Here is a 15,386-nt window from a genome sequence, read left to right on the forward strand (position 1 = left end):
TTCATTATTTATGAGGGTTTTTCAAAAAAAGATGGTGAAAAAAATGAAGGACATTCATGCACAAAATTCTAAAGAAAATTACGCTACAGAACCAATTGAACAATTACTTGACCACTTGAAGACTACCACGGCAGGTTTGAGTCAAACCGAAGCCACTAAACGGCAAGCTCAATATGGACCAAATATGATTCATCACAGTAAACAGAAATCACAGATTAAAGCTTTTCTGAAAAACTTTATTAGTCTGATGGCGATTCTTTTATGGGTCAGCGGTTTGATTGCTATTTTTACCGGCTCAGTTGAACTAGGTATCGCAATTTGGTTAGTTAATATCATCAACGGTATTTTCAGTTTTTGGCAAGAACATAAGGCGGCCAAAGCAACTGACTCTTTGATGGCAATGTTACCAACCTACACACAAGTATTTCGTGATGGTGAGGAACAAAAATTAAACGCCACTGATTTGGTTCCTGGGGACGTCTTCAATTTACAAGCTGGTAACTCAGTTCCTGCTGATGCTAGACTACTTGAGGCAACCTCGATTCAAATCGATCAGTCAGCCTTAACCGGTGAAACTGTTCCAGAATCCAAGAATGTTAAATTTTTACCTGGCGAAGGTAAATTTTCTGAATCTAATCTAGTTTATGCTGGAACCACAGTTGGTGCCGGAACCGCTAAAGCTGTTGCTATCACAACTGGTATGCAGACTGAATTCGGTAAAATTGCTTCATTGACTCAAAAGCAAAATAAAGAAACTAGCCCACTACAATTGGAATTGAATCGACTAACCAAACAGATTTCACTGATTGCCATGGGTATTGGTGTGGCCTTTTTCGTGGCCGCAATTCTCGTTGTACATCACCCTATTGCTCAATCATTTATCTTTGCATTAGGTATGATTGTGGCCTTTATTCCTGAAGGACTCTTGCCAACTGTCACATTATCATTGGCTCAAGGTGTCCAACGGATGGCTAAGAAACACGCATTGGTAAAAGACTTGAACAGTGTTGAGACTTTGGGTGAAACGACCGTTATTTGTTCTGATAAAACTGGTACTTTGACTCAAAATCAAATGACTGTTAATAATATCTGGTTGGCTTCTGGAGTATATACCATCTCTGGTCAAGGATATGTCAACAACGGTACTATCCAAAGAAAACAACAAAAAGTTGATTATCAAACTGATCCAGACTTGAAACAGTTATTGACTATTGCCGCATTCAATAATGATACAACTGTTGAATATGCAAAAGATACTAAAAAGCCTAAGATTTTAGGTACACCAACTGAAGCCGCATTAGTCATTTTGACTCAAAAGGCTGGTTTTAAAACTTCAGAATACTTGAAGGACAACCCACGTCTCAAGGAATTACCTTTCGATTCTGACCGTAAACGAATGACTACGATTCACCAACAAGGCAAGCAATTATTGGTTGCTGTCAAAGGTTCGTTGAGTGATCTTTTGAAACAGTGTTCTACCATTCAAGATCATGGAAATATCCGTCCCATAACAAGTGCAGACCAAACTGCTATCAATCAAGCTAACCGAGCTTACGCTACCAAAGGATTGCGTTCATTGGCATTTGCTTATCAGACCATTCCTTATAGTGGTAAAGATCAACTTGATTCGTTGACCATTGACAGTGTTGAAAAGAACTTAACGTTCGTTGGTTTAACAGTCATGGCTGACCCTCCCCGTCCTGAAATTTATGATGCCGTTAAAAAATGTCACAATGCTAAAATCAAAATTATTATGGTTACTGGTGACAGTGAAATTACTGCTAAATCAATTGCTGTTAAAATTGGTATCACCAGTGACAAAGCACGTGTTGTCACCGGTTCTGAATTGGACCAAATGAGTACAGATGAATTAAAGCAAGCTCTCAAGGGTGAAATTATCTTTGCTAGAGTTGCTCCTGAACAAAAATATAAAATTGTCTCAACGCTACAAACAATGGGTCAAATCGTTGCTTCAACTGGTGACGGTGTCAATGATGCCCCAGCTCTGAAGAAAGCAAATATCGGTGTCGCTATGGGTGTTACTGGTACAGATGTTGCTAAGGATGCCGCCGATATGATTCTAACCGATGACAACTTTGCTTCTATCGTTGCTGCCATTGAAGAAGGTCGAACAGTTTATAGTAATATTCAAAAATTTTTGCTGTATATCTTCAATTCCAACGTACCAGAGGCTATCCCTTCAGTTCTATTCTTGTTAAGCCGAGGTTTAATTCCATTGCCATTAACAGTTCTACAAATTTTAGTTGTTGATCTTGGTACCGATATGTTACCCGCCTTAGGATTGGGCGCTGAACAGCCTGAACCTGGTATCATGAATCAGGCTCCACGTTCTCGTAACTCTCATCTACTTGATAAACATTTAATTCTGACAGCATTTGCTTGGTATGGTGCGTTTGCCTCACTAGTTTCAACTTTGGCATATTTCTTCGTCAATTTCGAAAATGGTTGGCCCGCCCAACACTTGTTATCATCTGGTATCGGTTATAACCGTGCTACAACAATGACGTTAGCAGCGATTATCTTCTGTCAAATTGCTGCCGCTTTAAATTGTCGGAGTAAATATACTTCAGTTCTCAAATTAGGATTATTTAGTAACCATCGAATTTGGGCAGGTATTGTCTTTGAAGTACTTTTATTGGCAATCCTCGTCTACACACCTGGTATTCAAGAAGTATTTAATACTGCTCCACTCCAAGTTAGAGATTGGATTTTCTTATTTATCGTTCCAATTCCAATCTTCTTAATTGAAGAATTGAGAAAATTAATTGTTAGATATAGACATCCACAAACTGCATAATTTGTCCGGAGTCAAAAAGACTGAATTTACTTTTCAACTAGTAAATTCAGTCTTTTTTTAATCAAATTGATTCCAAAATTTCATTCGATAATGTCTCAACAATAACCAAGATGAAATTAAAATTACAGCTAAAACTACAACGTTAATCATTGCTGACCAAGGTGTATTAATTAGCAGCATACTATAAGCTACAAGGATAATTACACTAATGAATACTGATGCAAACATAGTTGCTACCATCCCTAAATTACCGCCACCACGATTGAACAGTTCAGTTACATTTGTCCAATTAGTCAATCTTAAACGATAATCACGACTGAAATAATGCAAGCTCATCAAATAAGTGCCCCATGCGGATCCACAAATTAGTGCCAAAGCCATTATCAGACCAGCATTCAAAACTACTGAGATAATAATAACTATCACAACATTGAGAATAATTTGCATTAAATAACCAAATAAAAACTTTCGACGTAAATATTGTTTCATTGAAATTGGTAATGATCTAACAAATTCAAAGTTAGTTCTATCCAAGGAAATTAGATTACCTACTAAAGCAGACTGATTGGTTGTAAAACTACTAAACGCAATCCCAGCCACGAAGAAAACTCCAATCCATTTGAGTGGCAAATCACTTGGTAATTTGGCAAACGAAAAAGAAATAATAAAAATTACCGGAATCATAATTGAATTCATTATGACTTGTAACAATAAATTAGGTTCTTTCAATAGTTGCCAATTATATGAATCCAAGTTGGCGTTCAATCCTTGACGTTTGACAGCTTTTCGTTGGCCTGATCCGTTCAATAACGCTGAATTAACGGCGGTTAATTGCTCATTCAATTGAGGTACAATCAAATATTTCAAAATACCACCAAACACCACTAATAGAATCAATAACCCTAGCCATGAAATCCCACTATTTATGGAAACAGGTACATTAAAGATTTGGAATATTGGCATAAAAATACTGATTACAGAGCGATCATAACTTGTTCCGGTTGTATTATTACCACTGCTCATCAACATGATTCCACCAATAGCAATTACCATCGTTATTCCCATCAGACCATTCATTACTAAACTCTGATGCTCGCGAAAAACTTTAGTCTTCGTCAATGCAAAGACTATCAGCGCACAGAACATGAAGATAATCGTCATAATCAATAAATAAACGACTAATGACATTAATGCCGCTATTGGAATCATTATTCCAGAATGCCAGCCGGTTAAGAAAAATGCTATCAAAAGTGGCAACGTAAACGGAATTACATTGAACGCCACAATCAAAACTTTGCTCAAAAAAATCTCACTTTGCCGAAATGGCAACGGTAAATAACTATTGATATCCTTTCCGGCAAAGAAAACATTATACAAACCAGAAATGCTTTGAGATATTCCCAATAAAACAAATAGTCCAACGTAAAAGGTAAACATCCCTGGCATCTTACTAAAATCAATCGATAACATCGTAAAACCATATATAAATAAAAAAATTACTGTATTAGTCAAAAATTGTAGTTTTAATTTGTTTGTTAATTCCGAACCCGTCTTACCTTTTTTACGGTAGCGGTCAGTCACTTGCGGATTCAATAAACGCAAATTGACCGCTAACAAAGCACCAAGCTGTCGTTTATTCATGAGTATCACCTTCGATATCGTCAACTAAGTGACCATCTCCTTGGCGACCGGCCATTTGAAGGTATATTTCTTCAAGTGACTCGTTCTCATGTTGAGCTAACAAGTCTTTAACTGAACCGTTATATATCAGCTCACCAGTCTTTAAAATAGCTAACTCATCGCATAATTGTTGAGCTGTATCCAAATTGTGGGTCGAAAAGATAACTGTTTTTCCCTTTTTAGCGTGAGCTTGCATCAATTGTTTTAAATCATAGGCTGCCTGTGGATCTAATCCTTGCATCGGTTCATCCAATATCCAAACATCAGGGTCAGATAATAACGCTCCAATTAAAACAGTCTTTTGACGCATACCATGTGAAAAACTTGCCATAGTCTCGTCCACATGTAAACCCATATTGAATAGATTCACTAACTTTTGACGTCGAGATTTAACTTCATCCTCAGATAAATCATAGGCTGCTGCCAATAAGTTCCAATATTCTGTCGCTGTTAACTGCAAAAAGATATCTGGAGTATCCGGAACATAAGCAATTTTTTGTTTAATTTCTTGACGATGCTCTGATAATTCTAGACCGTCAACTTTAATCGAGCCACTAGTAGGTTGAATAATACTTACTAAATTTTTGATAGTAGTCGATTTACCGGCACCATTATGACCCAAGAATCCGAAAATTTCCCCAGGTTTAATTTGCAATGTTAAATGTTGTAAAGCTTTTTTATTACCATAGCTCTTTGATAGGTCGTTGATATCAATCATTTGTGCACCCCATTAACGTTATATTAGTAATAAGCATAACAAATTTTTGTATTGAACTCAGGATATTAAAAGAATTCTAGATAAATTATTTGCTATTTCCAATTGACAAAATTTATTTTGCTAAATCATAACTTTCTTGCAAACGTTCAAATATTTCTTGATTATCAACTGAACCATTTAACATAATCGTGTACCAGCTTCGCTTACTCATATGATAACCGGGAAAATATTTTTTATTGTCAACGAGTTTTTCAATCATCTCCGGATCAGCTCGCATATCGATCACCGTAACGGTTTCATCAGAATCCAATCCCAACTTAGACTTAGGAATTACCGATAATAGGCCGAACCATTTATTTGTATCGCCACGACGCCAAATTGCATTATGTATAGATCTTTTCCAAAGAAATTCCAATTGACTATCATAAGTATCATTTATGTAGTCGCTAACATCCTTGACTTGCGGTTCCTTAAAAACATCTTTCTCATAACAAGCAGCCTGTATCTTATCCAATACAGCTTGATATTCATTGGCAACTTTAGTAACAAATTTTCCAGTCGCACCAGGCTGTAAATGTAAAACATATTCTGCTTTAGTTTCGGAGTCAATTACTTGAGTTTCCAAGCCACCGTCTGTATTAACAGTTACTTTAAGCAAAAATTGATTATCCACGATGGATTCCTGATACTCATAAGCCATACCATTTTTAACAAAACCAAATTTTACTAATTTATCAAGATCAACTTTACTATCTTTGAATTTAATTACTGCCATTATACTCTCCCCCTCAACCTATTTGATTCCTATTATAGCAGAGCAGATGAATCGTCTATTTTGAAATAAAATGTCAAGCAATTATCACAACTAAACTTTTAATTATTTAAAAAAATCGATGGTTTTAAATTGAATTTTCTTCTAAATTGAACTAATAAAGATTAGCACAATCCACTTTCTAGGAGAAAACATGAATTATAAATTAATTGCTATCGACATTGACGATACACTTTTGAATAGCGCTAAAACTATTACGAATAAAAATAAACTTATGATTAAATCTGCCTTAGCACAAGACATTAAAGTCGTTCTATGCTCAGGTCGACCACATAAGGCAATGGAAAAGTATGCCTCAGCACTCGGTATAGAAGGCACTGAACAATACATGATCACTAACGGCGGTGCCATTATTGAAAACATGCACGGTGAATTTATCATGCAACGAACACTTTCAAATGAATTCTATCGAGAATTTGTTGAATTTACCCAGACCAATGACCTTTCCTACTGTGTTTTTGACGTTAATGGCAACATTTATACTAGTAACAACTATGATATCAACCGTTTTACGATTGCGATGGCTTTTGAAGGCAACGATGACTTACATATCAGACGACCTGAAGACTTGCCATTAAACTTTGAGATTACTAAGGCTGTTATTAATGCTAAAGAATCCAAATTGGATGAAATCACAAATTTCATCAAGGCATCATTTACTGATTACTTCGTTGTACGTACCGGTGTCGGTTATTTAGAGATTTTCCCTAAAAACGTTAATAAAGGTAATGCCGTGAAATTTCTAGCCGACAAATTAGGCATCAACATGGAAGAAGTTATGACCTTGGGCGACCGTGACAATGATATTTCAATGATAGAAGTTGCCGGAACCGGAGTTGCCATGGCTAATGCAACTGAAGGCGTTAAAGCTGTTGCCAACTATGTAACTACTGACAACAATCATGATGGCGTTGGTAACGCAATCGAAAAATTTATCGAATAAAAAAAGCTTTGACTAAACTTGAATTAGTCAAAGCTTTTTACTTTCCATTCATCACAATTTCTCGAACCTGCTGATAATCGTTAGCAACAAAAGTTGGTTGAATTTCAGAATTGTTTATCTGTTTCTGCGGATTGAACCAAATACTATTCAAGCCAGCTCTAGATGCCCCTAAAATATCGGATTGCAATCTATCACCAATCATCAATGCATTATTTTTGTTCAAATTAGGGTGTCGCTGAAATACTGGTTTAAAAAACTCAGTACTAGGTTTGGAAAATCCAATGTCTTCAGAAATGAAATAATCGTCAAAATATTTATCTAAGCCTGACCCCTTTAATCGTTCCAATTGGGTTACTTTAACGCCGTTGGTTCCAATAAATAAATTTACTCCAGATGCCTTCAAATCAGCTAACAATTCTTCTGCATTTTGAATCGTATAAAAATTATGATTCAACATCTCACGATACTGTGCTTCTAACTTCACACCATCGGCATCAATACCAAATAAGGCCAGTGTCTTTGAAAATCTAGTATTCAACAAAGGCTGTGGCGATGCTCCGGTTTCAATATCTTCCCAGATTCTTTTATTCAACTCTAAATACGATTGCAACGCTTTTTGAACATTGACAACACCTTGTTGCTTCAGGATTTTGGTAACTCCCTCGATTTCGCCCTTATGAAAATCCAGAATGGTATCATCTAAATCAAAAATCATATATTTAATCATTCATAATTCCTCTTCATTTTTAAACTTCAAATCAATCGAAACGTTAACTATATTCTGTTATATGTCGTACTATCGTACAAGCAATTTTTCGAGAAAAATAAAAAGCGCTATGAAATAATTTTCATAACGCTTGTTTATTCTAAATTTTTTCAGATAAATTCTTCTCATAAGCATGGTAGTAAACCACGGCCAAAATTGCACCGATGGCAACGCCGATTCCGTTAGCCAAAACATCATTAATATCACAGACTCGATTAATCAAGAACGTATGCGATAAATAATATTGAGTCAATTCAAAGCCTGCTCCAATCATAAATCCAAGTGGCACGATTAAAATTAGTGACATATTTGGAAAAGCTTTCTTAATCAAAAATCCCAATGGAATAGTTAAGATAATATTTTCAATGAATCCCAGACCAATATAAATATAATGCAAGTTAACTCTACCAGTTCCCGCTGGCACGATATAAACAGCTATACCGTCGAAAGATAACGGTGTAAACAAGATTACTCCGAGAAAGGTCAAATAGGCCAATCTAATCAGAAATACACTTCGGCGTTTTGCATCATCAATACTGCCCAGAATATAAAGTCCACTTACAAATGACAGGCTCAGTATTACTAATAAAGGTATCCAACGCAATTACATCGCCCCTTTTTCTTATTTTATTACCATTCAAATTATACCGCCCTTTAGTTTAAACAATCCGAAGAAAGTACGATTTTTTTGTGAAGAAAGTAGGATTGATTCCTTAAAGTAGATTCTGTTGTACATATATAGCCTCATCAATGATCAAAAAAAAGGCATTATGAATTTTCTTATTCATAACGTCTATTATCTTCAAATCCATTTTTCCAATGATTGTTTTTCGTAAACATAGTGGTAAACAAAAACTAAAGCCCCACCAATCACGATGCCAATTCCATTGGCAACTACATCACTGATATCACTGGTTCGATTGATCAAGAACATGTGTGACAAATAGTACTGCATTGTTTCAATTACGGTACCAGTCATTAAACCAATTGGAACCATGGAAACTAATGATACATTTGAGAAAGCTCGCTTAATTAAGAATCCTAAAGGTACGGTTAAAGCAATGTTTTCGATGAATCCTAAATCATAAGTAATATGGTACAAATTTACACTCCCAATTCCTGACGGCATGATATAAACCGCTGTACCAGTGAAAGACATTGGAGTAAATAAGATGGTTCCGAGAAAAGTTACATAGATCAAACTGATTAACGCCACACAACGTCGATTAAATTCTTTAATATTATTGAAAAGATAGATTCCGCCTAATAATGACAAAATCAAGATAATAAATAATGGCATCCAACGCATAGGCAACACTCCTTCATATGAATTTACTTTTAAGTTTTTGATTGTTTATATTTAATTTATACTTCAATCCTACTATCAGTAAATTTAAGGAAGCTTAAACCAATGCGACTTTTCTGTGATAAATGTGAAGAATTTGCAAAAAAAATCTGGAACATAACTATAATGTTTGTTAAACATGCAACATAAACGTGCGACAAAACATAACTTTTTCCGCTTAACCCAAATAGAGACCGCAATCCAAAATCGGATTACGGTCTCTATTTGGGTTAATATTCGAAAGCTGACCATGTTTGGTCACAATCTTTAAACTTAGTCTTCGCCATCTAATTCAGCGATTTGCTTTTCAACTTGAGGATTCAAACGGAATTCATCATAAGTTGTATCAGCACGGTCAACCACACCATCGTTTGTTAAGTAAATCAAACGGTTGGCAATTGTTTGGATAAACTGGTGATCATGTGAAGCAAATAAGATTGAACCCTTGTAGTCAATCAAACCATCATTCAATGAAGTGATTGATTCCAAATCCAGATGATTAGTTGGATCATCTAACATCAAAACGTTAGATTTTAACAACATCATTTTAGACAACATGACACGAACTTTTTCTCCACCTGAGAGAACGTCAACGTGTTTTGTTACGTCATCCCCAGAGAATAGCATCCGACCTAAGAAGCCACGCAAGAAAGTATCATCGTCTTCACCCTTTTCGGCAAATTGACGTAACCAATCAATAATTGGTGTTTCTTCATTGAACATTGCGTTGAAATCCTTTGGCAAGTAAGCACGACTGGTTGTTACACCCCAAGTGATTGTTCCAGAATCAGGTGTTAAATCACCAGATAGAACTCTGAACAATGCGGTTGTCTTCATATCATCTTTAGCTAAGAAAGCCACTTTATCATCCTTATTAAGGATGAAGCTGACGTTCTTCAAAATCTGTTTGCCATCAATAGTAACTGACAAGTCATCAACCTTCAATAAGTCATTACCGATATCACGATTAGGCACAAACTTGATAAATGGATAACGTCTTGAACTTGGTTGAATATCATCAAGAGTAATCTTATCAAGCATCTTCTTACGAGAAGTGGCTTGTTTTGATTTAGAAGCATTGGCCGAGAAACGTGCAATAAAGTCTTGCAATTCCTTGATTTTTTCTTCTTTTTTAGCATTTTGATCTTGCTTCATACTTTGAGCAAGTTCAGAAGATTGTTGCCAGAAATCATAGTTACCGGCATAAAGGGTAATCTTGCTGTAATCGAGATCAGCCATGTAAGTACATACTTTGTTCAAGAAGTATCTATCATGGGAAACAACGATAACAGTATTTTCAAAGTTGATTAGGAATTCTTCTAACCAGTCAATTGATTCAACATCCAAACCATTAGTTGGCTCATCCAAAAGCAAAACGTCTGGTTGGCCGAACAAAGCTTGAGCTAACAAGACTTTAATCTTTTGACCGGCAGTCAAAGTATTCATTTTTACTTGGTGTAGCTTTTCAGGAATATTCAAGCCTTGAAGCATTTGTGAAGCTTCACCTTCAGCTTCCCAGCCACCCATTTCACCAAATTTTGTTTCCAAGTCAGCTGCTCGCAAACCATCTTCTTCACTGAAGTCTGGCTTGACATAGATAGCATCTTTTTCTTGCATGATTTTATAAAGTTCAGCATGACCCATCAAAACAGTTTCCATAACTGTATACTCATCGTAATCATAATGGTTTTGTTTCAAAGTTGCTAAACGTTCGTTGGGTCCCAATTTAACGGAACCAGTTGAAGGGGCGATTTCGCCTGATAAAACTTTTAGAAAAGTTGACTTACCGGCACCATTGGCGCCAATCAAGCCGTAACAATTTCCCGGTGCAAATTTAATATTTACATCTTCAAATAGCTTTCGATCAGCAAAGTGCAAACTAACATCACTAACAGTAATCAAATATATAATCCTCATTTCTTCGTACTAGTCTAGCTTGCATTATACGGGGTATTGCCATGATACGCAACGGTTTCTTTACTTTTTCAACCAATCCGTGCCAGCTTGTACATCACTCCAAGCAAGTGCCTCGTACTTATTAGTTTCCACCCGAGCCCAATAATACAGCTCAATCAGTGATTTAGGAAAATCTTTAGGACTCTCGATATATTTGGTACTAATCTCTTGGAATAATTTTGGAGCCAATTTATCCAAATTCTCATTTTTTTCAAGTATCTTAATATCTTGAATGACAATAGCTTTTAAATCAGGTCGTTTTTCATAGCTGGATCATCAGCAACTTCTTTCATTTGTACAATGAATTCAGCTACAAATTCTTCAAGTCGCATATACTTAACTTGTCTATTCATGAGCTCCACACCCTTTAATATTTTCATCCTAAAATTCCACCCATAATATAAAGGTAATGAAAATATTTAGCTACAAAAATATGCAATTAATTTCAAAAAAAATAAGCCTGATTTCTCACACTTATTGATTAAATTAACGTTGTTAATAAATAGTACATCCCGCTGATACCAATGAATCCATAGATACAATAAGTCATAACTTTCAAATTCAAGTGTTTAACAAAACGATTGGCCAATATCGTTCCAATGATTGCTCCAACCATTCCCACTAAAATGTATTTAATATTACCAAGCGTTAAAATTCCCGTGGCAAAACGCATAGTAGTAATGAAAAATGTATCTATTAAAAAAAATGTCTGAATACTTGCTAAATAGTTTTCTTTAGAATCAGAAATCGTCAGAAAGTACAGCGCCATCAATGGACCACCAATTCCAAACATTCCATTGAAGAAACCCGAAATCAACGCAAAGACTACCATCACATACACTGGAATACTCTTCAGCGTTACCGAATGAATATTCATGAACAGATAGTACAAAGATAAAGCCACCAACAGTAATCCTAATAACATTTTCAGATACCCAGTAGCGATAAATTTACTCAAATAAACTGAGAAAATAGCCATACAAATATAAATTATGAATGGCACAACCAATTTCTTCCATTTTAAAGCTTTTCGATAATGCCATGCGACCATGACAATCGCAATCACCATTGTCAACGTCGACACTCCAGCACTTTGGTTGATTGGCAATAAACTTGGTAGAAAGATCATCATGATAATTCCCGAACCAAATCCAGTCACACCTTGAACAAATCCTGCTACCAATGCGGCAAATAGCATCACAAATACCCAACTCACGATAGTAATTCCCCCTTGCTTACTATCATAACCTATAGTTGTGAATACACGAAAAAACAAGTATCCGTTTTGTAGATACTTGCTTCATTTAATTATTATTATTTTTGATTAAATTGCTGAGTCATACGATTGATTCCCTTATCAAAAGTGGGATTGACAACTAATTTCTTAGCAGCCAGTGGATTATTTAAGTAAAATTTCTTTTCGTTAGGCTTCTTAACCCAGAGGTTAAATTCAGGCATCCCTAAAACATAAGTCTTTTTGAAATTAAATTTGTTCTTCCTAATAGCCTTCATATAATCTGATGGTTCACTTACGTCAGCTTTTGACAGGCCAGTGATTATCTGCGAACCAATTTCAGGTATCGGATATTCATCATACTTGATGAGCACCTTGTGATCTTCATCTTTGGGACTAGGCAGACCAGCGTACCACTTATCAAAAGTTGTGACACCACCATTTAAAGCAACCGCAATAGTCTTACCCTTTAAAGATTTTTTTCCATGAAGAACTTCAGTGATTTTGATAGTTGCTTTAGTCAAAGCCATATTATCAGGATTATCCATTTTTTCCAACTCAATAACTGTCCCTTTAATAACCAACTCATTGGCCTCTTTAAGTTGCGACATTGAATGGGCGATATAACCACGATTATCAACTTGCCCGTCCATATCAATAATGTCAGAGCCTTTGATTGTCTTCTGCCAAGCTTTTTTATTCTTTTTGACCAAAGCGGCAGTACTTAAATGACCTGTTTTTGAATCTGATTGATGATGCTGAAACGGCCATGTGAATGCGAATAACGGTAAAACAAAGACTAGTAGACTTAAGAGTATTAGTTTTTTCTTCATCGTAATTTACCTCGGACATTATTATCTCATGAGGTTAGTTCCAGTTGTAGCGCGTTTTTTTAATATAAATTAATGAAATAATATCTAGAAATCCTATTATTGCACTCATATCAGCTATACAATTATATTAATGAAAGCGATAATAACGGGAGGATTAAAACCATGTCATACTTACGTAAACATTCTTTCTTTCTAATAGTTGTTTTTGCACTGAATATATTTGTAAATAAACTTTATTTCTTAGATTTAAATATGTTTTATCAATGGTCATTTAGTTTCATTTTGGCCATAGTTGATCTGTTTGTTTTCATTCCGCTCATGTGGTTTTGGACGGAGAAACGTTTTGATGCCAAACAGTATAGAAAAATTAAATATCTGAACGTACTCCACAATCACCCATATCGTCTTTTACTACAATACCTTGCAATCATTTTGGGGGATTTGGCGGTTTCTCGACTTTCTCAGCTACCTTTAATAACTGTATTATTAGTCAGTTTCATTACGATAGTTATTTTGACACCAGTTCATGAGGATTATTTTACTAATGCACACTTGAAATTTGTATGGTAAATAAAGGTTAAAAGTTGCTCGTGAAATAGATTATTATCTTAAACTAAATAATAGTCCAAAAAACATGTCATTTTTGATAATTTGACATGTTTTTTTATTTTGCCCTTGGTATCGAACCGGTTCGATAAACTAAAATTAAAGTGAATTAAGTACCAGTTGCAGACCAATTTACAACATTTTAATTTTCACCCTTCATTATTATCACGAAATATATTTCAAATTGATTCCCACTCTACTTAATTCAATAATTTTTTTGAGGAGATGCTTTTAATGTTACATTATTTCGATTTAAAACGACCTGCAAAATTAGGGCTTTCCATTGATGAACAAAAAAGTCGGTGGTTCAAGGAATTTCTCAAGTCCTTCTTGGTTGTTTTCTTAGTTTACTTCTGTATGTATTTGATACGGAATAACTTGTCAGCTGCACAACCACTTTTGGTTAAGCAAGGTATTTCAACCACTGCTTTAGGTTGGATTGGTTACGGATTCTCTCTTGCTTACGGAATTGGAAAAACCGTTTTAGGTTATGTAGTCGACGGTAAGAATACTAAACGGTTCATGTCATTCTTACTTATCTTAGCCGCCATTATGACTTTAATTATTGGTGTTGCTTTATTAATGAACCAAGCTCCGGTTGGTTTGATTTTGGTTCTTTGGTCATTAAACGGTATCTTCCAATCACCCGGTGGTTCAGCTTCACTATCCACTATCTCTCGTTGGACAACAACGACAACTCGTGGACGTTATATTGGTATCTGGAATATTTCTCACGAATTTGGAGGTGCGGTTGCTGGTGTCATTGCACTTTGGGGTGCTAATCATTTATTCAGTGGTAATGTTGGTGGGATGTTCATCTTCCCTGCCGTTATCGGATTAATCGTTGGTTTCTGGGGGTTATTTTTCGGAGCCGATGATCCTCAAGAATTAGGCTGGGATTCCAGTGAAGTTATCTTTGGAGAAAACGTTTCAAAAGCTGATAAATCAGCCGCAAAAATGAGTAAGTGGGATATTTTTAAGACTTTTGTTATGAAAAGTCCTTGGGTCTGGCTACTCTGTATTGCAAACGTCTTCGTCTACGTTGTCAGAATTGGAATTGTCAATTGGGCACCATTGTATACTGTTCAACAACTTCACTTTACCGTTGCACAAGGTGCTAATACCTTGTTGCTTTTCCAATTAGGTGGAATTATCGGTAGTGTTGTCTGGGGCTGGTTCTCTGATCTTCTAAAAGGACGCCGAGCCGTAGTATCAATTATCTGTTTAGCTTTAACGGCTTTTGTCGTTTTAGGATATCGTTATGGTACAACTCCGATGATGATTAACACTTCACTATTCTTCTTAGGAATGTTGATCTATGGTCCACAATTATTGATTGGTGTATCTGTTATCAGCTTTGTTCCCAAAAATGCCTTGAATGTTTCTGATGGTCTAACTGGTACTTTTGCTTACATCTTTGGTGATCTAATGGCACAAGTTGGATTTGCTGCAATCGCTGATCCTAAAGCTAATGGCCTATCAATGTTGGGTATGAACTTACACGGTTGGAATGATACATTCATTGTCTTCTATCTAGCTGTAATTTTAAGTATTATCGTCTTAGCAATAATTGCTATTGGAGAGGAAAAACGCATTCGTCAACAACTTTCAATTAATAAATAATGTACTAAAAGTGTTCAAATTTTGACGCAAAA

14 protein-coding genes are annotated in these 15,386 nt (G+C 35.7%); 4 read left to right on the forward strand and 10 right to left on the reverse strand.

Features of this window, described 5'->3' with window-relative positions; all coding sequences use genetic code 11:
* Nucleotides 1-43: 43 nt before the first annotated feature.
* Nucleotides 44-2,818, forward strand: coding sequence for a cation-translocating P-type ATPase (locus tag JP39_RS06190; RefSeq protein ID WP_041501877.1), 2,775 nt, complete (start codon nt 44-46; stop codon nt 2,816-2,818).
* A 57-nt stretch (nt 2,819-2,875) separates the two neighbouring features.
* On the opposite strand, the gene JP39_RS06195 is transcribed toward JP39_RS06190, so the two are convergent.
* From JP39_RS06195 to JP39_RS06205, 3 genes are all read right to left on the reverse strand, one after another.
* On the reverse strand, nt 2,876-4,459 hold the full coding sequence (locus JP39_RS06195; protein ID WP_041501845.1) for a hypothetical protein: 1,584 nt from the start codon (nt 4,457-4,459) through the stop codon (nt 2,876-2,878).
* The gene (locus JP39_RS06200) at nt 4,452-5,216 is read right to left on the reverse strand and encodes an ABC transporter ATP-binding protein (protein ID WP_041501844.1); all 765 of its coding nucleotides are present in this window, start codon (nt 5,214-5,216) and stop codon (nt 4,452-4,454) included. The genes JP39_RS06195 and JP39_RS06200 overlap by 8 nt, the downstream gene beginning before the upstream one ends.
* A 112-nt stretch (nt 5,217-5,328) precedes the next feature.
* The gene (locus JP39_RS06205) at nt 5,329-5,991 is read right to left on the reverse strand and encodes an MmcQ/YjbR family DNA-binding protein (RefSeq protein ID WP_041501843.1); all 663 of its coding nucleotides are present in this window, start codon (nt 5,989-5,991) and stop codon (nt 5,329-5,331) included.
* A gap of 190 nt (nt 5,992-6,181) precedes the next feature.
* Here JP39_RS06205 and JP39_RS06210 point away from each other — a divergent pair, with 190 nt between their 5' ends.
* Nucleotides 6,182-6,991, forward strand: coding sequence for a Cof-type HAD-IIB family hydrolase (locus tag JP39_RS06210; RefSeq protein WP_041501842.1), 810 nt, complete (start codon nt 6,182-6,184; stop codon nt 6,989-6,991).
* A 37-nt stretch (nt 6,992-7,028) separates the two neighbouring features.
* Here the strand turns inward: JP39_RS06210 and JP39_RS06215 are convergent, their stop codons facing one another.
* The 7 genes from JP39_RS06215 to JP39_RS06240 form a co-directional block, all read right to left on the reverse strand.
* The gene (locus JP39_RS06215; protein ID WP_041501841.1) at nt 7,029-7,718 is read right to left on the reverse strand and encodes a YjjG family noncanonical pyrimidine nucleotidase; all 690 of its coding nucleotides are present in this window, start codon (nt 7,716-7,718) and stop codon (nt 7,029-7,031) included.
* A 139-nt stretch (nt 7,719-7,857) separates the two neighbouring features.
* Entirely contained in the window at nt 7,858-8,361 is a 504-nt protein-coding gene (locus tag JP39_RS06220; RefSeq protein ID WP_041501840.1) for a VanZ family protein, read from the reverse strand.
* Nucleotides 8,362-8,559: 198 nt separating this feature from the next.
* Nucleotides 8,560-9,066: a VanZ family protein gene (locus tag JP39_RS06225; RefSeq protein WP_041501839.1), complete on the reverse strand. Its 507-nt coding sequence runs from the start codon at nt 9,064-9,066 to the stop codon at nt 8,560-8,562.
* Between the two features lie 309 nt (nt 9,067-9,375).
* Nucleotides 9,376-11,004 carry an ABC-F family ATP-binding cassette domain-containing protein gene (locus JP39_RS06230; RefSeq protein WP_041501838.1) on the reverse strand — a complete coding sequence of 543 codons (1,629 nt, stop codon included), beginning with the start codon at nt 11,002-11,004 and terminating at the stop codon, nt 9,376-9,378.
* A 75-nt stretch (nt 11,005-11,079) separates the two neighbouring features.
* A complete protein-coding gene (locus JP39_RS12905; RefSeq protein WP_483772840.1) occupies nt 11,080-11,256 on the reverse strand; it encodes a hypothetical protein in 177 nt (58 codons plus the stop codon).
* A 283-nt stretch (nt 11,257-11,539) separates the two neighbouring features.
* A complete protein-coding gene (locus JP39_RS06235) occupies nt 11,540-12,274 on the reverse strand; it encodes a sulfite exporter TauE/SafE family protein (protein ID WP_174795700.1) in 735 nt (244 codons plus the stop codon).
* Between the two features lie 98 nt (nt 12,275-12,372).
* Entirely contained in the window at nt 12,373-13,125 is a 753-nt protein-coding gene (locus JP39_RS06240) for a hypothetical protein (RefSeq protein WP_041501837.1), read from the reverse strand.
* A gap of 162 nt (nt 13,126-13,287) precedes the next feature.
* On the opposite strand from JP39_RS06240, the gene JP39_RS06245 reads away from it, so the two are divergent.
* A complete protein-coding gene (locus tag JP39_RS06245) occupies nt 13,288-13,695 on the forward strand; it encodes a hypothetical protein (RefSeq protein ID WP_041501836.1) in 408 nt (135 codons plus the stop codon).
* Nucleotides 13,696-13,965: 270 nt separating this feature from the next.
* Nucleotides 13,966-15,354 carry a hexose-6-phosphate:phosphate antiporter gene (gene uhpT / locus JP39_RS06250; RefSeq protein ID WP_174795701.1) on the forward strand — a complete coding sequence of 463 codons (1,389 nt, stop codon included), beginning with the start codon at nt 13,966-13,968 and terminating at the stop codon, nt 15,352-15,354.
* The last annotated feature ends 32 nt before the right edge of the window (nt 15,355-15,386 follow it).

The sequence above is a fragment of the Companilactobacillus heilongjiangensis genome, assembly GCF_000831645.3.
Taxonomy (GTDB): domain Bacteria; phylum Bacillota; class Bacilli; order Lactobacillales; family Lactobacillaceae; genus Companilactobacillus; species Companilactobacillus heilongjiangensis.

What these genes read in the sequence shown, in the direction of transcription:
- JP39_RS06240 (WP_041501837.1), bottom strand. Translation starts at nt 13,125, where the DNA reads ATGAAGAAAAAACTAATACTCTTAAGTCTACTAGTCTTTGTTTTACCG.
- JP39_RS06205 (WP_041501843.1), bottom strand. Translation starts at nt 5,991, where the DNA reads ATGGCAGTAATTAAATTCAAAGATAGTAAAGTTGATCTTGATAAATTA.
- JP39_RS06245 (WP_041501836.1), top strand. Translation starts at nt 13,288, where the DNA reads ATGTCATACTTACGTAAACATTCTTTCTTTCTAATAGTTGTTTTTGCA.
- JP39_RS06215 (WP_041501841.1), bottom strand. Translation starts at nt 7,718, where the DNA reads ATGATTAAATATATGATTTTTGATTTAGATGATACCATTCTGGATTTT.
- JP39_RS06200 (WP_041501844.1), bottom strand. Translation starts at nt 5,216, where the DNA reads ATGATTGATATCAACGACCTATCAAAGAGCTATGGTAATAAAAAAGCT.
- uhpT (WP_174795701.1), top strand. Translation starts at nt 13,966, where the DNA reads ATGTTACATTATTTCGATTTAAAACGACCTGCAAAATTAGGGCTTTCC.
- JP39_RS06210 (WP_041501842.1), top strand. Translation starts at nt 6,182, where the DNA reads ATGAATTATAAATTAATTGCTATCGACATTGACGATACACTTTTGAAT.
- JP39_RS06225 (WP_041501839.1), bottom strand. Translation starts at nt 9,066, where the DNA reads ATGCGTTGGATGCCATTATTTATTATCTTGATTTTGTCATTATTAGGC.
- JP39_RS06190 (WP_041501877.1), top strand. Translation starts at nt 44, where the DNA reads ATGAAGGACATTCATGCACAAAATTCTAAAGAAAATTACGCTACAGAA.
- JP39_RS06195 (WP_041501845.1), bottom strand. Translation starts at nt 4,459, where the DNA reads ATGAATAAACGACAGCTTGGTGCTTTGTTAGCGGTCAATTTGCGTTTA.